This is a genomic window from Micromonospora sp. NPDC093277, from assembly GCF_044765245.1.
In the GTDB taxonomy this organism is placed as follows: Bacteria; Actinomycetota; Actinomycetes; order Mycobacteriales; family Micromonosporaceae; genus Micromonospora.
Map to the genome: position 1 here is coordinate 45,959 of NZ_JBIWJO010000006.1, position 15,483 is coordinate 61,441.

Sequence of the window (15,483 nt, forward strand, 5' to 3'; positions counted from 1 at the left end):
GTGCAGAAAAGTGCAGTAGAAACGGGTGGCTGGGTGCAGCGCGCAGCGTCCGCCCGGCCGGCATCGTCAAGCATATGCTCATCAACATCAGCATGCTGCTCCTGACCGGCGACTCCGACGGCGACGCCGTTCAGGTGTCTCTCACCGCAGCGTGCATGCTTACCGCGAGCGGCGTGCTCCTCGTCGCCACCCGGCGGGGCATCGCGCTCACCCGAGTCGTGGGAGGAGACCGGGCATGAACGACATGCTTGCCCTGGCACGCACTGTCTGGCAGGCCCGGCTCGCGGCCCCAGGACGTGGCCTCCTGCTCGTCGGCCTGGCACTGGTCGAGGCTGTCGTCGCCTGCGTGGTCGCGGCCGCAGCCATGTTGATCCCGCTCGGTGTCGGGCTGTATCTCTTCCCGCCCTCGGTGGCCTGGCTGTCCGGCCTGGCCGAACGCGCCCGTGGCTATGCCGGGCGGTGGTCCGGGGTGACGGTGGGCCGGCCCGCGCCGGCCCGGCCGGTGCCCGCCGGGCTGCTGGGGCGGGCCCGCTGGTGCTGGCAGACCCTCACCGACCGCGGGTTCTGGTCCGAGTACCGCTGGTCGCTGATCGACCCGTTCGTCGGCGCGTTCGTCGCCGGTGTCCCGTTCTCACTCGTCGTCTACGGCGTCTTCGGTGCGCTGGTGCAGCCGTTCGTCTGGCAGCCCATCGACCATGCCGGCGGGAGCAACTGGTACACGGTCGTCCACGTCAACACCTGGACGCGGGCGCTGCTGGCGGTGCCGATCGCAGTGGCGGTCACCGTGTTCGGGCTCTGGTACGGGCCGTTGCTGCTGCGGGCGCATGCCCGGCTGACCCGGGCGTTGCTCACCGTGGACCGGACCGAGGAGCTGACCCGCCGGGTCGAGCAGTTGTCCGGGACCCGGGCCGCGGCCGTGGACAGTTCGGCGGCCGAGCTGCGCCGAATCGAGCGGGACCTGCACGACGGCGCGCAGGCCCGGCTGGTCGCCATGGGCATGAGCCTGAGCAGCGCCGAGCGGCTGATCGGCCGCGACCCGGAGACGGCACGGGCCCTGGTCGCGGAGGTACGCCAGAACTCGTCGAAGGCGTTGCAGGAACTACGTGATCTTGTCCGGGGCATCCACCCGCCGGTGCTCGCCGACCGCGGTCTTCCGGACGCGGTGCGGGCGCTCGCCCTCGACACTCCCCTGGACGTTGAGGTCGATGCCCGGTTGGCGCATCGGTTGCCGCCGCCGCTGGAGTCGGCGGTCTACTTCGCCGTGAACGAGTTGCTGGCCAACACGGCCAAGCATTCGGGGGCGGACCGGGTCGACGTCGCCATCGCACTGGACGAGGGGCTGCTGCGCGTCCGGGTACGCGACGACGGGCGCGGTGGCGCGGACCCGTCCCGAGGGAGCGGGTTGCGCGGGGTGGAACGCCGGCTGGGGGCCTTCGACGGGACGCTGCGGGTGAACAGCCCGGCCGGCGGTCCGACCGTGGTCGAACTGGAGATTCCGTGCGGGTCGTGATCGCGGAGGATCTGTTTCTGCTGCGGGACGGGCTGGTCCGGCTGCTGCGCGAGCACGGGTTTGAGGTCGACGCGGTGGACAATGGCCCTCAGCTTCTTGACCTGCTGCTCGACGATCCTCCCGGGGTGGCGGTCGTCGACGTGCGGCTGCCGCCGTCGTTCACCGACGAGGGGCTGCGCGCGGCGCTTGCCGCTCGGCGACGCCATCCCGGCCTGCCGATCCTGCTCCTGTCCCAGTATGTCGAGCAGCTTTACGCCCGCGAACTGCTCGCCGACGGCGCCGGCGCGATCGGGTACCTGCTCAAGGACCGGGTCTTTGACGCTGAGCAGTTTCTGGATGCGGTCCGGCGGGTGGCCGGTGGTGGAACCGTGCTCGACCCGGAGGTCATCAGCCGGTTGTTGCGCCGCAACGATGCCAGGGGAACGGTCAGCGCGTTGACCGAGCGGGAGCGTGACGTGCTCCAGTTGATGGCCGAGGGCCGTTCGAATTCGGCGATCGCCGGTCAGCTCCATGTCAGCGAAAGCGCGGTCACCAAACACATCGCGGGTATTTTCGGCAAGCTCGACCTGGCCCCGTCGACCGACGACAATCGTCGGGTGCTCGCCGTGCTCGCTTACCTCAATCGGTGACCGGCCAGCAGGTGTCGTGGCGAGGGGGGCGAGGACCCGTGCGGCTATAGGTTTCCGGGCATGCGTGCCTCCCGCACCACTCCCCTTCGCCGCCGGGTTGCCGCCTTGTTCTCGGTGGTTGCGCTGCTGGCGGCGGGTTGTTCGGTCAGCGGCATTCCGGAAGACGCCGAGGCGACCATCTCCGGGCGGCTGACTCGCGCCGATGGCACGCCGGTCGGCGGCGTGAGCGTCCTGTTGTACAAGGAACCCGACCTGGGGGAGGTCGCCGGCGGCCTCCTGGCCACCGTGTCCAGCCTCGGGCTTCTCTGTCTTGCCCGCGCCGTGGAGTTTTGCAAGGGTGCCAGGAGGGCGACGACCGACAGCGCTGGCACGTACACGTTCCGGCTCACCGGGCGAGACACCCAGGGAACGTTCAACAACGCGTCCACAATGGCAGTCGGTGCACGGCTGCCGGGCGGTACGGCGCTCGGACCGGCCGTGCAGGCCCGTTCAAGGTTCAACAGGCTGTGGTGGGCGTGCCGGCGCTCGCCTTCTGGGAGCCGACGGACCTGGTGGCACAAGCGGACCCCGACAAGGTCAGGGTCAACTGGTCCGGCCGGCCCGTTGAGGAAGTCCAGAAACCGATGCGGTACAGCGTCACCGCAATGTCCGGCAACGACGCCAACGATGTGGTGTGGGTGGCCGAGGACATGCGGCCGGGCGGCGCGCTGGATGCGCGTGCGGTTGGCGACCTGCACGGCTACCTCAGGGTGACGGCGACGGCCGAGACCGAGGGCAGCGGCACGAAGTTCACCACGTTTCACGACAGTCAGAGCGTCGGATTGGTGGGTGTTCTCGGGCCGCCGCGGTCACGCGGCACGGGGTGCGCAGCCGACAAGATCGGCAGATGCCTGCCGATCGAACACGTTTCTGCAGATCGACCTCGGTGTCCGCCGTCCGATCGCGGCCGTGTTCGCGCATGGGCTGTCCGGTTCGGGCCCGGTCGTGATCGAGACGAGTGACGACGCGATCTCATGGTCGCGGCGGGCTCGCGTCCGCCAGTCAGGTTTTCTGGAGGTCGTCCTGCCATCCGGGGTCAGTGCCAGATACGTTCGGCTGGCCCAGGACGGGAGGTACGTCGTGGCCGAGCTGAACGAGCTCGCGGTGTGGTCGTAGCGGCCGTCGGGTGCGGCCGGGCCACGGCAGTGGCGTGCGGCCCGGGCTGCTCCCCCTGTGACGCGGTGGGTCAGAGGCCGCCGGCGATGCGGACGACGGCGCCGGTGGTGTAGGAGGCGTCGGGGCCGAGGAGGAAGGCGATGGTGGCGGCGACCTCGTCGGGTTCGCCGGCGCGGCCCAGCGGGATGCGTCCGGCGGCGCTGTCGGCCCGGTCGGGTACGCCGGAGACGGTGTGGATGTCGGTGCGGATGATGCCGGGGGCGACCGCGTTGACCCGGATGCCCCGAGGAGCGAGTTCCTTGGCGAGGCCGACGGTGAGGGTGTCGGTGGCGGCCTTGACGGCGGCGTAGTGGAGGTATTCGCCGGGGCTGCCGAGGGTGGCGGCGGCGGAGGAGACGTTGACGATGGCGCCGCCGCGGGTCATCCGGCGGGCGGCCTGCTGGGCGCAGAGGACGTACCCGATGAGGTTGACGTCGACGACCTGGCGGAGGTCGTCGAACCGCAGGTCGGTGAAGGGGCCGATCGGGCTGGTGATGCCGGCGTTGTTGACCAGGCCGGTGAGTGGGCCGAGGTCGGCGGCGGCGTCGAAGAGCCGCTGGACCTGGTCGGGGTCGCGGGTGTCGGCGGGGACGGCGATGCCGTGGCGGCCGGCGGCGTGGATGTCGGCGAGGACGGTCTTCGCGGCGTCGTGGTCGTGGCGGTAGCCGATGGCGATGTCGTGGCCGGCGGCGGCGAGCCGGCGGGCGGTGGCGGCGCCGATGCCGCGGCTACCACCGGTGACGACGGTGACGTTGGTCAATGGTCTGCTCCCCCTGCCCTGCTGGTGTGGGTGACGTTACCGTGGCCGGCGCGGTCCGGTGGTGGAGAGGCCGGTCACAGGGGCGACGGCGGGTGGCGCATCGACGGCGGGGCGGGTCTGATCGCCTACGCTCCCGTGGTGTCGGACCATGGGACGGAGGTACGCAATGGGTGTGGGTGTCGGGGATCTGGTCGACGACTTCGAACTGCCGGACGAGACGGGTACGCCGCGGCGGTTGTCGGAGTTGCTGGCGGCGGGGCCGGTGGTGCTGTTCTTCTACCCGGCGGCGATGACGCGGGGGTGCACGGCGGAGAGCTGCCACTTCCGGGATCTGGCGGCGGAGTTCGGAAAGGTCGGCGCGCAGCGGGTGGGGATCAGCCGTGATCCGGTGCAGCGGCAGGCGGAGTTCTCCCGGCTGCACGGGTTCGACTATCCGCTGCTGTCGGACGTCGACGGGGTGGTGGCGGAGGCGTTCGGGGTGCGGCGCCGGCTGCCGTTGGGTGCGTTGAGTACGCGGCGGATGACGTTCGTGATCGGTCAGGACCGGCGGGTGGTGGCGGTGGTGCGCAGTGAGTTGAGCATGTCCGAGCACGCGGACGCGGCGTTGCGGGCGTTGGGGGGTTGATCTCCGCGGTGTCACAGCGGGCTGGTATCAAGGCTGCGATCAAACGTGTGTACGGGAGAGGGCTGTGATGGCGGGACAGGGTTTGTCCACTGACGAGGTGCAGGGCATCCGGGAGGCGTTGGCCGCGGGCCGGAAGCCGAGGGTGGTGTTCACGGCGGCGGCGGGGCAGGTCGCGGGCCAGATCGGGCAGGTGGTGGAGCTGACCGATCCGGAGGTGTCCGAGGAGTTCGTGGTGGTGCGGTTCGGCCGCGACGAGTTGCCGTTCTCCCCCGCCGATGTGGCGATCGCGCCGAAGGGGGCCGGGCGGAAGCCGGCGGAGCCGAAGCCGGAGGTCGAGGAGCCGCCGGCGGTGGCGGAACCGGAGTTCGTGTTGGACACGCCGCGGGTGCCGGCGCCGCGTGAGGAGGAGCCGAAGGTGGAGCAGCAGGTGGAGGCGAAGCAGCCGGCGCGCCGAGCGGTGAAGGCGGCGAAGCCGAAGAGTCCGGCGGGGTTGACGGTGACGCTGGCGTACGCCGACGGTGAGTGGACGGTGGCGGCGCAGCAGGGCGCGAAGGCGTTGGCCAAGCCGTACGTGGTGAAGCCGGCCGAGGCGTTGCGGATGGTGGCGTTGGTGGACGTGCCGGGGGTGCAGGAGGCGGTGGAGCAGATCCTGACGTCCGAGCGGGCGGAGGCTGAGCAGCAGGCGGAGAAGCTGCGCGCGGAGTTGGCGGAGATCGAGGCGCGGCTGGCGGAGCTGAGCGAGGCCCCCTGAGTCCGTCGCCGGCCCCGGCCGAAAATGTCTCGGCTGGGGCTCGGGCCGTCTGATACGGTTCCGCCGCGTCCTCAACGAGACCGGAGGGAGGTGAGCGCCGTGGCACGTACGACTGTCTTGCGCTCCCACCCGTCTGCGGGGACGCCGGGTTCCTGAACCGGGGGGCGCACCGCTTCCCGGAAGGATCTGCATGGCCGATCTGGTCATCCGCCCGCTCGTCGCGGGCGAGGAACAGCTTTTCGACTCCCTTGCCGACCCGGGACTGGTCGGGCGGGCGGTGCTGGGCGAGACATACGCCGGCGGCGACTACCGACCGGAGTGGACGTGGGTGGCCCTGCGCGACGGGGTGGTCGTCGCGCGGGCCGCGTGGTGGGCCGGGCGTGACGATCCGGCGCCGTTGGCGTTGGACTGGTTCGACTTCACCGACCCGGCGGCGGCCGTCGCGCTGCTGCGGGCCGCGCCGCTGCGGGCCGAGTATTCGATCCTGCTCCCCAACGGTTGGCGGGACGACCCGGCGGTCCGGGCGCAGGGGCAGGCCCGGATCGACGCGGCGACGGCCGCCGGCATGCGGGTGCTGGTCGAGCGGTACCGCTACCGCTGGACTCCCGGGTGCGGCCTGCCGGCGCGGCCCGGGCGGCTGGAGTTCCGGGCCGCGCCCGACGACGCGGTGATCCTGGACGTGCTGCGCCGGATCGGTGAGGGCAGCCTGGACGCCCACACCCGGCATGTGACCGCGACGCGGGGCGCGGACGCCGCGGCGCAGGAGGACCTGGATCTGCTGCGGTGGATGCCGAGCCCTCGTGACTGGTGGCAGGCCGCCTACACCCAGGGTGGGGAACTGGTCGGGATCACCGTTCCGGCCCGGAACCATACCCACCATGTCGTCGGGTTCGTCGGGGTGCTGCCCGGGCAGCGGGGCCACGGGTATGCCTACGACCTGTTGGTCGAGGCCACGCACCGGCTGGTCGAGGTGGGCGCCGAGGTGATCGTGGCGGCCACCGACCAGGGCAACTCACCGATGGCGGCCACCTTCGCCCGGGCCGGCTATCCGATCGAGTACGAACGGATCGACCTGGTGTAGCGGGCTTGACCGGCGGCACCCTTTCCCATGTCGGCCGTGCTGGGAGAGGGTGCCGCCGGATGGGCTGGTTGGATCACGGCGGGGCGGGCGAGCGCCGGTGACCGCCCTAGGCTGCCCGGGTGGGTTACTGGGGCACGGTGGTGGTGGCGCGGGCCGACGGGCTGCTGGTCGACCAGGTCGGCATCGGCGGGTTCGGGTATCAGCATCGGTGGCTGCGGGAACTGGGCGACGGCTGGCAGCTGGTGGAGACCAGCGGGTGGAATGATCCCCCGGACCTGTGCACCCCGGCCGGGGCGCTTGCCACGTCGACGGCTCATCCCGTCTTCGCCGCTTACGTCAGTGACGGTGACTGCGCGGTGATGTGCGCGGCGACACCGGGCGCGGTGGGAGCGCTGACACACCTGTGGGACACCGACGGGCCGTGCGGGGTGTACCGGCACCAACCGCGCGGGATGCCGGGGCCGGTGGGCCGTGGAGTCGAGGACGTGGTCGCGGAGCTGGCGGCGTGGTCGACGACGGCCGGGTTGCGGGCGGACGCGACACGACTGCGCGCGGTGCTGGAACATGATCATCCGGTCGCGGCTGATCATCTGCTGTTCGCACTGGTGACGGCGTTGGGTGTGGCGCGGATCGGGCGGACCCGGCCGTGGGCGTTACCGCTGGAGCAGTGGCCGTTTCGGTGGATCACCGATCTGCTGGCGATGCAGGCCCGGTCGGAGGCGGCGTACCGGCGTGCGGTGCTGGAGGACGGCGAGGAGCCGGACGAGCCGGAGGCGTCGTGGGAGGCGGCGGCGATCCGGTTGGACGAGGAACTGTGGGCGTCGCTGTACCGGTCGGAGGTGGACGTGGCGGGGCTGGCACGGCGGGCGGAGCGGCTGCGCGCGGAGTATGACGTGGCCAGGGGTCGGCGACCCCGACCCTCCACCGGTCCGCTGCGTCCGGAGGATCCGCGGAGTTCCGGGCGGGTGTGGGCGGACGAGCGGGCGACCGGCTGACTCCCTCTCCCCGGAACGCCGCGCGGGGCCGGTGCGACCCCCTCGCACGGGCCCCGCGTTGCCCGCGCCCGCGGGCTGGTCAGTGTTGCGGGATGTTCTGTACCCCGATCCGCTTGCGGAACACCCAGTAGGTCCAGCCCTGGTAGGCGAGCACGATCGGGGTGAAGATGACCGCCACCCAGGTCATGATCTTGAGGGTGTAGGGGGTGGAGGCGGCGTTGCTGGCGGTGAGGGTGCCGGCGGCGTCGAGGGTGGACGGCAGCACGTTGGGGAAGAGCGCGGCGAACAGGGTGGCCACGGCCAGGGCGATGGCCACGGCGGTGCCGGTGAACGCCCAGCCTTCCCGGCGTACCCGGGCGGCCGCGAGACCGGCGAGCAGGGCGAGTGCGGCGGCGACGGCGAGCACGACGGCGGCCGCGCTGGAGCGGATGGTCAGGGTCCAGGTCAGGAAGGCCACGGCGACGACGGCGGTGGCGGCGCCGACCTTGACGGCGAGGGCGCCGGCGCGGTCGCGGATGTCGCCGGTGGTCTTGAGGGCGAGGAACACGGCGCCGTGGGTGAGGAACAGGCCGAGGGTGGTCAGGCCGCCGAGCAGGGCATACGGGTTGAGCAGGTCGAGCAGGCCGCCGACGTACTCGTGGTCGGCGTCCAGGGGCACACCGCGCAGGATGTTGGCGAAGGCGACGCCCCACAGGATCGCCGGGAGCAGTGAGCCGACGAAGATGGCCTGGTCCCAGCGGCGTTTCCAGGATGCTTCGGGGCGCTTGTGCCGGTATTCGAAGGCGACGCCGCGGGCGATGAGGGCGAGCAGGATGAGCAGCAGCGGCAGGTAGAAGCCGGAGAAGAGGGTGGCGTACCACTCGGGGAAGGCGGCGAACATGGCGCCGCCGGCGGTGATGAGCCAGACCTCGTTGCCGTCCCAGACGGGGCCGATGGTGTTGATCAGGACGCGGCGTTCCCGGTCGTCGCGGCCGAGCACGGGCAGGAGCATGCCGACGCCGAAGTCGAAGCCTTCGAGGATGAAGTAGCCGGTGAACAGTACGGCGACGAGGAGAAACCAGACGGTCGTCAGTTCCACGGTGGGCTCCGGTCAGTAGGCGAAGGCGAGCGGGCGCTCGGCGTCGTCGGTGTCGTCGGGTTCGGGCGTCGGGGTGACGTCGGGTACGCCGGCCCTGGCGTAGCGGATCAGCAGTTTGAACTCGACGACGGCGAGGGCGGCGTAGATGAGGGTGAACGCGGTGAACGAGGTGAGCACCTCGGTCAGGGAGACGGTGCGGGACACGCCGTCGCGGGTGAGCATCTCGCCGAAGACGATCCAGGGCTGGCGGCCCATCTCGGTGAAGATCCAGCCGAAGGAGTTGGCCAGCAGCGGCAGCAGCGGCATGATCAGGCCGGCGCGCAGCAGCCACTTGCTGGTCGGGGTGCGGCCCTTGCGTTGGGTCCAGAGCACGAGCAGGGCGATCGCGGCGGCGGCCAGTCCGAGGCCGATCATGAAGCGGAAGCTCCAGTAGGTGACCGGGATGATCGGGGTGTAGCTGCCGGCGCCGTACTGGGTGGCGTACTGGGCCTGGAGGTCGTTGATGCCCTGCACGGTGCCGTTCGGGTCGCCGGTGCCGAGGAACGACAGCAGGTACGGGATCTTGAGGGCGAAGACCTCGCGGCTGCCGTCGAGGCTGCCGACGGTCAGTACGGAGAACGAGGCGGGGCTCTCGGTGGTGTAGAGGCCCTCGGCGGCGGCCATCTTCATGGGTTGCACGTCGGTCATGATCTTGCCTTGGATGTCGCCGGTGAGCAGCACCAGCGCGGAGGAGACCAGGACGACCCAGGAGCCGAACTTGGTGGCGAAGCGGTAGGCGCCGGTGTCGGCGCTGTCGCGGTGGCGGATGACGTGGTAGAGGCCGACGGCGACGACCAGCGATCCGGCGACCAGGAACGAGCCGGCGAGGGTGTGCGGGAAGGTGACCAGGGCGACCTTGTTGGTGAGTACGGCGAAGAAGTCGGTCAGTTCGGCGCGACCGGTGGTGGGGTTGATCCGGTAGCCGACCGGGTTCTGCATGAAGGAGTTGGCGGCGAGGATGAAGTAGGCGGACAGGTTGGTGCCGATGGCGGCGGCCCAGATGGTGGCGAGGTGCGCTCGTTTGGGCAGCCGGTCCCAGCCGAAGATCCACAGGCCGATGAAGGTTGATTCGAGGAAGAAGGCGACCAGGGCCTCGATGGCCAGGGGGGCGCCGAAGATGTCGCCGACGAAGCGGGAGTAGTCGCTCCAGTTCATGCCGAACTGGAATTCCTGCACGATGCCGGTGACCACGCCCATCGCGAAGTTGATCAGGAAGAGTTTGCCGTAGAACTTGGTGAGTTTGAGATACCGCTCGTTGCCGGTGCGGTGCCACATGGTCTGGAGGATGGCCACCAGGATGGACAGGCCGATGGTCAACGGCACGAAGAGAAAGTGGTAGACGGTGGTGACACCGAACTGCCAGCGGGCGACGTCCAACGCGTCCACCTGCAACCCCCCAGGCTGTGCATACTACGAGACGTAGTAGATACTACCCGGCGTCGTAGAAGAATCGGCAGGGCCGGGGGGCCCGATCCGACCCGGGACCAATGACTCTGATCACCTCTGCCGGAGGACCCGGGACCGGATCACCCGACCGCCCGCCCACGTGCGACCATCCAGCGGCGATGGACACCCCGAGAACCCTCTGGCGCGCGCCGCTGCTGTGGCGCGCCGCGCAACTGCTCGCCCGCGGCGTCGTCGGCCTGCTGGGCCGCCTGGAGGTCACCGGCGACGTCCCGGCCGAGCTGCGGCACGGGCCGTTGATCCTGGCCGCCAACCACATCAGCCCGTTCGATCCGGTGGTGCTGGCCGCCGCCTGCCGCAGCCGCGGCGTCGCGCCGCGGATCATGGCCACCGGCGGGCTGTTCCGCGCCCCCGTGGTCGGCCCGCTGATGCGCCACGCGGGGCACATCCGCGTGGACCGGGGCACCAGCGCCGTGCACCAGTCGCTGGACAACGCCGCCGCGGCCGTGGCCGGGGGCTCGGTGGTGCTGCTGTACCCGGAGGGGCGGATCGGCCTGGACCCCGGGATGTGGCCGGAGCGGGGCAAGACGGGGGCCGCCCGGCTCGCCTTCGCCAGCGGCGCCCCGGTCGTCCCGGTCGCCCAGTGGGGCTCCCACGAGGTGCTGCCGTATCGGACGCCCAGGGGCATGCTGGGCGGGCTCGCCCGGGCGATCGCGCGCCGGCCGGTGATCCGGGTGCACTTCGGCGCCCCGGTGGCCCTGGGTGACGTGCCGCCCGGCGGGTCCGGGGCGGCCCGGCGGGCCACCGACCGGATCATCGACGCGATCACCGACAACCTGGCGCCGCTGCGCCCCGACGAACCGGACCGGCCCCGCCACGTCGACCCCGGCCGGCCGCTGGACACGAGTCGCTCCCGCCACCGCCGCCCGCCCGGCGACTGACCGCGTGGCGGCGGGCCCGGTGCGCGCCGCCGGTTCGGCTCGGGCCGGGTGGGCCGGTTCTCCGCTCAGGTCCCGGCGGACAGCCGGGTGTCCAGCGCGGCCAGGTCGGGCACGAACCACACCTGGTCGTGCCGGTTCGACTCGGCGACGAGCGCCCGCAACGCCGAGCTGGCCGCGAGATGGGCGGTGATGTCCCCGACGATGACCAGCCGCAGTCGGTAGTTGACGAACTTCTGCATGATCTCCCCGGCGAAGCGGGTGCCCAGGGAGAAGAAGTCCGGGTCGAGCCGGTCCGCGGGCACGGCCACCACCTCGGCGCCGGCGAAGGCCGCGCCGATCAGGTCGAGGGCCTGCTCGGTGGTGGCCACCGGCGGCCCGGCCGGGTCGCAGACCAGCACCTGCACCCCGGCCCGCTCCTGGATCACGTCAGCCATCGCGGGCCTCCCCGCGGAGCAGGCCGTTGTCGCCGCGCAGCACCGCGTCGACCAGGTGCAGCAGGTCGGCGGTGGCGGCGGCGTCACCCAGGATCACGAGCTTCATGCGGTGTCGCTCCTCGTCGTGGACGGTCTGTACGCGCAGCGGGCGCGCGGGATCGTGGCCGGTGTTCACGCCGGCGAGCACGAGCGTGGCGAGCCGGTCGGCGCCGGCCCGGTCGATGCCGTCGACCTGCACGATGCTCGACACCTCCAGCGCCGGGGCGCCGGCGGGCGGTGCCGGCTCCGGCCGGCCGGTCAACGCGTCGAGGTCGGCCCGGGCGATCCGGTACTGCTTGCCGATCCGCACCGCGCGCAGCCGGCCGGCGCGGATGTAGCCGCGCACGGTGCGTACGTGCAGGCCGAGCAGGTCGGCCACCTGCTCGACCGAATACAGGTCATCACTCATCGTTCCCTATCCTACGCACGATAGGGAACGATAGGGAAGTTGGTTGGCCGGATGCCGGGCGGTCACCCGGACGCCATCCGCGCCCGGCATACTTCCGGCGTGCAGCCCCGCTACGGCTACCTCGACGCCCCCGCGCCGTTGGCCTTCGCCCACCGTGGCGGCGCCGCCGACGGCGACGAGAACACCGCCGCCGCGTTCGCCCGGGCCATCGCGCTCGGCTACCGGTACGTGGAGACCGACGTGCACGCCACCGCCGACGGCGTGGCGGTGATCTTCCACGACGCCACCCTGCACCGGGTCACCGGCGAGCGGGGGCGCATCGGCGAGCTGCGCTGGGCCGACCTGGCCTCGGTACGCGTCGGCGGCGCCGCCGTCGTCCCCCGCCTCGACGAGGTCCTCGCCGCCTGGCCGGAGGTCCGGTTCAACATCGACGTGAAGGCCGACGGCGGCGTCCAACCGGTGCTCGACACGGTCACCCGGGCCGGCGCCGGCGACCGGGTGCTGCTCGCCTCGTTCAGCGACGCCCGGCTGACCCGGCTGCGTGTCCTGGCCGGGCCGAAGATCGCCACCAGCCTCGGCATGCGCGGGGTGGCCCGGCTGCGGATGGCCTCCCTGCACGGACGGCCGCTGCGGCTGCCCCCGTCCGTGGTCGCCGCCCAGGTCCCCGTCTCGTACGGGGGCATCCCGGTGGTCGACCGGCGGTTCCTCGCCTACTGCCACCGGCTCGGGTTGCAGGTGCACGTCTGGACCATCGACGAACCCACCGAGATGCACCACTTACTTGATCTCGGTGTGGATGGCATCATGACCGATCACGTCGGTGTGCTCCGCGACGTCTATCGCAGCCGCGGCCACTGGGCCGCCTGAGCCAGAGGAAGTCGATGGCCGAAACGGTCGCCCCCACCGTCGCCGAGCCCGCCAGCCCGGGCAGCACCCGCCGCGAGCGCACCGGCTGGTACTTCTACGACTGGGCGAACTCCGCCTTCCAGACGACGGTGATCACGGTCTTTCTCGGTCCGTTCCTCACCACCGTCACGAAGCTGGCCGCCGGCTGCGAGTTGGGCGCCGACAGCTGCGACGGGTACGTTCACCCGTTGGGCATCCGGGTCTCCCCCGGCTCCTACTACCCGTACCTGGTGTCGCTGTCGGTCCTGCTGACCGTCTTCGTGCTGCCGGTGATCGGGGCGGTCGCCGACCGGTCGATGCACAAGAAGCGGCTGCTGGGCGCGGCCGCGTTCACCGGCGCCGGGGCGACCATCGCGTTCGCGTTCGTCACCGGCGAGCGCTACCTGCTCGGCGGGGTGCTGTTCCTGATCGCCAACATCGCTTTCGGCGCGGCCATCGTCGTCTACAACTCGTTCCTGCCGCAGCTCGGCGGCCCGGACGACCGCGACGGCATCTCCAGCCGCGGCTGGGCCATCGGCTACCTCGGCGGTGGGCTGCTGCTCGCGCTGAACCTGGTCGCGGTCAGCATGCTCGGCGAGGAAGGCAACCCGCAGCGCACCCTGGACCTGGCCCGCTGGTCGATCGTCTCGGCCGGGGTGTGGTGGGCGGCGTTCACCCTGCTGCCGCTGCGGTGGCTGCGTGAGCACCCCACCGTGGAGGCGCTGCGCGGCGGCGGCAACGTGCTCACCGACGGGTTCCGGCAGCTCGGCCGCACCCTGCGGGAGATCCGGGCGTACCCGTTGACGCTGTTCTTCCTGCTCGCCTTCCTGGTCTTCAACGACGGCATCCAGACCGTCATCACCCTGGCCAGCCAGTACGGCACCGAGGAACTGCGGCTGGAGCAGAGCACCCTGATCGTGACGATCCTGCTGGTGCAGTTCCTCGCCTTCGGCGGGGCGCTCGCCCTCGGTGCCCTCGCCCGGCGGATCGGCGCCTGGAAGACCGTGCTGCTGTCGCTGGTGCTCTGGACAGGGGTGATCATCGCCGCGTTCCGGCTGCCCGCCGAGGCGCCGCTGCCGTTCATGATCCTCGGCGGCTGCATCGGCCTGGTGCTCGGCGGCAGCCAGGCGCTGAGCCGGTCGCTGTTCAGCCAGCTCATCCCCGCCGGCAAGGAGGGCGAATACTACGGCTTCTACGAGATCAGCGACAAGGGCACCAGCTGGCTCGGGCCGCTGGCCTTCGGGCTGGTGTTCCAGCTCACCGCCTCGTACCGGGTGGGCCTGGTCTCCCTGCTGATCTTCTTCGTGGTCGGGTTCGCGCTGCTGGCGGCCGTGCCGATGCGCCGGGCCATCGTCGCCGCCGGCAACACGCCGCCCCGGGTGCTGTAGGGCGGCGGCGTGCACCGACATGATCAAGGGCGGCCGATGGACTAGGCTGCCCCGACGTGACCGACGACGCCGCTGCCGCCCCGACCTGCCTGGCCCGGCCCATTCCGGGCCCCGCCGACGACCGTGCCGGTGGCGGCTGCGCCGCCGCGCGCGGCGCCGACGGACGGCCGTTGCACGCCGCGGCGCTGCGGTTCTTCTGGGGGCCGATGGACTGCGGCAAGTCCACGATGGCCCTGCAGATGAACTACAACCACGCCCGGCAGGGCCGTCGTGGCCTGGTCACCACCCGCATCGACCGCTCGCTCGGCCCGCAGGTCACCACCCGCATCGGCCTGGCCCACTCCGCCATCGAGGTCACCGACGATCTCGACCTGCGTGACCTGGTCCGCGACGCGACCGCCGAGGGGGGACGCGTCGACTACCTGATCTGCGACGAGGCATCCTTCTACAACCTGGACCACGTCGAGCAGATGGCCGAACTGGTCGACGGCCACGACGTCGACGTGTACGCGTTCGGGCTGGCCACCGACTTCCGATCCTGCCTGTTCCCCGCCGCGCAGCGGCTGTTCGAGCTCGCCGACGAGGTGGCCCGCATCCAGGTCGAGGTGCTCTGCTGGTGCGGCCGGGAGGGGCTGCTCAACGCCCGGGTCGTCGAGGGGCGGGTGGTCCGCGAGGGTGCACAGGTCGTCATCGGCGACACCGTGGACTCCGCCGACGTGCGCTATCAGGTGCTCTGCCGCCGGCACTACCGCTCCGGCGACCTCGGCCCGCGCGGCTGATCCCTCAGAACGGGTCCCCGCAGATCCGCCACTTGCCGTCCTCCTGCACGATCGACAGGGTCCGGTCCTCGCTGGCCCCGCCGTCGCGGGTCAGCCGGGCCTTCACCGTGGCCTGCGGGACGCCGCGCCGGGTGGCCACCGACACGTCGGTGATCTCGTAGCCGCGCACCTGCGGCGGGGTACGCAACCAGCTGCCGAAGCCGACCGCGCTCCACTTGCTGCGCGCCTGCCGGCACAGCTTGTCGTACGCCCGGTCGGTCTCCCCGGCGGCGACCTCGTGGAGGAAGCTGTCGGCGGTCTCCCGCACCGGGCCGTTGGCCCGCCACAGCACCTGCACGTTCCACAACGCCAGACCGGCCACCCCGATCACGCACAGGCCGAACCCGAGGCCGCCGAACAGCAGCCCGGCGCGGCCCCGCCGGACCCGCCGGGCCGGCCTGTTCCACTCCCGCTCCTTGCCCATCAACTCAGACCGTAGGCAGCAGCGTGGGCGGCGCGCAGGAAGTTGTGACCTGTCGCCGCCGCCATCACATCGACTACCG

General features: G+C 71.6%; 18 protein-coding genes. 12 read left to right on the forward strand and 6 right to left on the reverse strand.

Annotated features, from left to right (window positions below; translation table 11 throughout):
* Nucleotides 1-74: 74 nt before the first annotated feature.
* From ACIRG9_RS14685 to ACIRG9_RS14700, 4 genes are all read left to right on the forward strand, one after another.
* Entirely contained in the window at nucleotides 75-239 is a 165-nt protein-coding gene (locus tag ACIRG9_RS14685; RefSeq protein WP_402855046.1) for a hypothetical protein, read from the forward strand.
* Nucleotides 236-1,510 (forward strand): sensor histidine kinase, encoded by a 1,275-nt coding sequence (locus ACIRG9_RS14690; protein ID WP_402855047.1) that lies wholly within the window; start codon nucleotides 236-238, stop codon nucleotides 1,508-1,510. Before ACIRG9_RS14685 ends, ACIRG9_RS14690 begins: the two co-directional genes overlap by 4 nt.
* On the forward strand, nucleotides 1,498-2,139 hold the full coding sequence (locus tag ACIRG9_RS14695; RefSeq protein WP_402855050.1) for a response regulator: 642 nt from the start codon (nucleotides 1,498-1,500) through the stop codon (nucleotides 2,137-2,139). Before ACIRG9_RS14690 ends, ACIRG9_RS14695 begins: the two co-directional genes overlap by 13 nt.
* 506 nt (nucleotides 2,140-2,645) lie before the next feature.
* The gene (locus ACIRG9_RS14700; protein ID WP_402855053.1) at nucleotides 2,646-3,140 is read left to right on the forward strand and encodes a hypothetical protein; all 495 of its coding nucleotides are present in this window, start codon (nucleotides 2,646-2,648) and stop codon (nucleotides 3,138-3,140) included.
* Between the two features lie 224 nt (nucleotides 3,141-3,364).
* Here the strand turns inward: ACIRG9_RS14700 and ACIRG9_RS14705 are convergent, their stop codons facing one another.
* Complete coding sequence (locus tag ACIRG9_RS14705) at nucleotides 3,365-4,093, reverse strand: SDR family oxidoreductase (protein ID WP_402855056.1); 729 nt, start codon at nucleotides 4,091-4,093, stop codon at nucleotides 3,365-3,367.
* A 166-nt stretch (nucleotides 4,094-4,259) separates the two neighbouring features.
* Between ACIRG9_RS14705 and ACIRG9_RS14710 the strand changes: the two genes are divergently transcribed.
* The 4 genes from ACIRG9_RS14710 (at nucleotide 4,260) to ACIRG9_RS14725 (ending at nucleotide 7,545) form a co-directional block, all read left to right on the forward strand.
* The gene (locus tag ACIRG9_RS14710; RefSeq protein WP_402855059.1) at nucleotides 4,260-4,718 is read left to right on the forward strand and encodes a peroxiredoxin; all 459 of its coding nucleotides are present in this window, start codon (nucleotides 4,260-4,262) and stop codon (nucleotides 4,716-4,718) included.
* A 67-nt stretch (nucleotides 4,719-4,785) separates the two neighbouring features.
* Nucleotides 4,786-5,469, forward strand: coding sequence for a hypothetical protein (locus ACIRG9_RS14715; RefSeq protein ID WP_402855062.1), 684 nt, complete (start codon nucleotides 4,786-4,788; stop codon nucleotides 5,467-5,469).
* A gap of 190 nt (nucleotides 5,470-5,659) precedes the next feature.
* Nucleotides 5,660-6,550: a GNAT family N-acetyltransferase gene (locus ACIRG9_RS14720; RefSeq protein WP_402855065.1), complete on the forward strand. Its 891-nt coding sequence runs from the start codon at nucleotides 5,660-5,662 to the stop codon at nucleotides 6,548-6,550.
* A 119-nt stretch (nucleotides 6,551-6,669) separates the two neighbouring features.
* The gene (locus ACIRG9_RS14725) at nucleotides 6,670-7,545 is read left to right on the forward strand and encodes a hypothetical protein (protein WP_402855068.1); all 876 of its coding nucleotides are present in this window, start codon (nucleotides 6,670-6,672) and stop codon (nucleotides 7,543-7,545) included.
* A gap of 79 nt (nucleotides 7,546-7,624) precedes the next feature.
* Here the strand turns inward: ACIRG9_RS14725 and cydB are convergent, their stop codons facing one another.
* Nucleotides 7,625-8,623, reverse strand: coding sequence for a cytochrome d ubiquinol oxidase subunit II (cydB, locus tag ACIRG9_RS14730; protein ID WP_402855071.1), 999 nt, complete (start codon nucleotides 8,621-8,623; stop codon nucleotides 7,625-7,627).
* Nucleotides 8,624-8,635: 12 nt separating this feature from the next.
* Nucleotides 8,636-10,048, reverse strand: coding sequence for a cytochrome ubiquinol oxidase subunit I (locus tag ACIRG9_RS14735; RefSeq protein ID WP_402856045.1), 1,413 nt, complete (start codon nucleotides 10,046-10,048; stop codon nucleotides 8,636-8,638).
* A 179-nt stretch (nucleotides 10,049-10,227) separates the two neighbouring features.
* Here ACIRG9_RS14735 and ACIRG9_RS14740 point away from each other — a divergent pair, with 179 nt between their 5' ends.
* Nucleotides 10,228-11,007 carry a lysophospholipid acyltransferase family protein gene (locus ACIRG9_RS14740; RefSeq protein WP_402855074.1) on the forward strand — a complete coding sequence of 260 codons (780 nt, stop codon included), beginning with the start codon at nucleotides 10,228-10,230 and terminating at the stop codon, nucleotides 11,005-11,007.
* 65 nt (nucleotides 11,008-11,072) lie between these two features.
* Here the strand turns inward: ACIRG9_RS14740 and ACIRG9_RS14745 are convergent, their stop codons facing one another.
* Together ACIRG9_RS14745 and ACIRG9_RS14750 are read right to left on the reverse strand one after the other, a co-directional pair.
* Nucleotides 11,073-11,441, reverse strand: a complete 369-nt coding sequence (locus ACIRG9_RS14745) for a DUF4180 domain-containing protein (protein ID WP_402855076.1) — start codon at nucleotides 11,439-11,441, stop codon at nucleotides 11,073-11,075.
* On the reverse strand, nucleotides 11,434-11,889 hold the full coding sequence (locus tag ACIRG9_RS14750; protein ID WP_402855079.1) for a helix-turn-helix domain-containing protein: 456 nt from the start codon (nucleotides 11,887-11,889) through the stop codon (nucleotides 11,434-11,436). The genes ACIRG9_RS14745 and ACIRG9_RS14750 overlap by 8 nt, the downstream gene beginning before the upstream one ends.
* Before the next feature lie 99 nt (nucleotides 11,890-11,988).
* On the opposite strand from ACIRG9_RS14750, the gene ACIRG9_RS14755 reads away from it, so the two are divergent.
* Genes ACIRG9_RS14755 through ACIRG9_RS14765 form a run of 3 tightly spaced genes read left to right on the forward strand, consistent with a single transcriptional unit; the run spans nucleotide 11,989 to nucleotide 14,941 of the window.
* Entirely contained in the window at nucleotides 11,989-12,756 is a 768-nt protein-coding gene (locus ACIRG9_RS14755; protein ID WP_402855081.1) for a glycerophosphodiester phosphodiesterase, read from the forward strand.
* A gap of 14 nt (nucleotides 12,757-12,770) precedes the next feature.
* On the forward strand, nucleotides 12,771-14,162 hold the full coding sequence (locus ACIRG9_RS14760; protein ID WP_402855083.1) for an MFS transporter: 1,392 nt from the start codon (nucleotides 12,771-12,773) through the stop codon (nucleotides 14,160-14,162).
* A 56-nt stretch (nucleotides 14,163-14,218) separates the two neighbouring features.
* On the forward strand, nucleotides 14,219-14,941 hold the full coding sequence (locus ACIRG9_RS14765; RefSeq protein WP_402855085.1) for a thymidine kinase: 723 nt from the start codon (nucleotides 14,219-14,221) through the stop codon (nucleotides 14,939-14,941).
* 4 nt (nucleotides 14,942-14,945) lie between these two features.
* Here ACIRG9_RS14765 and ACIRG9_RS14770 read toward each other — a convergent pair whose 3' ends face one another.
* Nucleotides 14,946-15,404, reverse strand: a complete 459-nt coding sequence (locus ACIRG9_RS14770; protein WP_402855088.1) for a hypothetical protein — start codon at nucleotides 15,402-15,404, stop codon at nucleotides 14,946-14,948.
* Between the last annotated feature and the right edge of the window lie 79 nt (nucleotides 15,405-15,483).

Excerpts from the sequence above, each read along its gene's own strand:
- ACIRG9_RS14750 (WP_402855079.1), bottom strand. The coding sequence starts at position 11,889 with ATGAGTGATGACCTGTATTCGGTCGAGCAGGTGGCCGACCTGCTCGGC.
- ACIRG9_RS14745 (WP_402855076.1), bottom strand. The coding sequence starts at position 11,441 with ATGGCTGACGTGATCCAGGAGCGGGCCGGGGTGCAGGTGCTGGTCTGC.
- ACIRG9_RS14740 (WP_402855074.1), top strand. The coding sequence starts at position 10,228 with ATGGACACCCCGAGAACCCTCTGGCGCGCGCCGCTGCTGTGGCGCGCC.
- ACIRG9_RS14720 (WP_402855065.1), top strand. The coding sequence starts at position 5,660 with ATGGCCGATCTGGTCATCCGCCCGCTCGTCGCGGGCGAGGAACAGCTT.
- ACIRG9_RS14715 (WP_402855062.1), top strand. The coding sequence starts at position 4,786 with ATGGCGGGACAGGGTTTGTCCACTGACGAGGTGCAGGGCATCCGGGAG.
- ACIRG9_RS14770 (WP_402855088.1), bottom strand. The coding sequence starts at position 15,404 with ATGGGCAAGGAGCGGGAGTGGAACAGGCCGGCCCGGCGGGTCCGGCGG.
- ACIRG9_RS14760 (WP_402855083.1), top strand. The coding sequence starts at position 12,771 with ATGGCCGAAACGGTCGCCCCCACCGTCGCCGAGCCCGCCAGCCCGGGC.
- ACIRG9_RS14710 (WP_402855059.1), top strand. The coding sequence starts at position 4,260 with ATGGGTGTGGGTGTCGGGGATCTGGTCGACGACTTCGAACTGCCGGAC.
- ACIRG9_RS14690 (WP_402855047.1), top strand. The coding sequence starts at position 236 with ATGAACGACATGCTTGCCCTGGCACGCACTGTCTGGCAGGCCCGGCTC.
- ACIRG9_RS14685 (WP_402855046.1), top strand. The coding sequence starts at position 75 with ATGCTCATCAACATCAGCATGCTGCTCCTGACCGGCGACTCCGACGGC.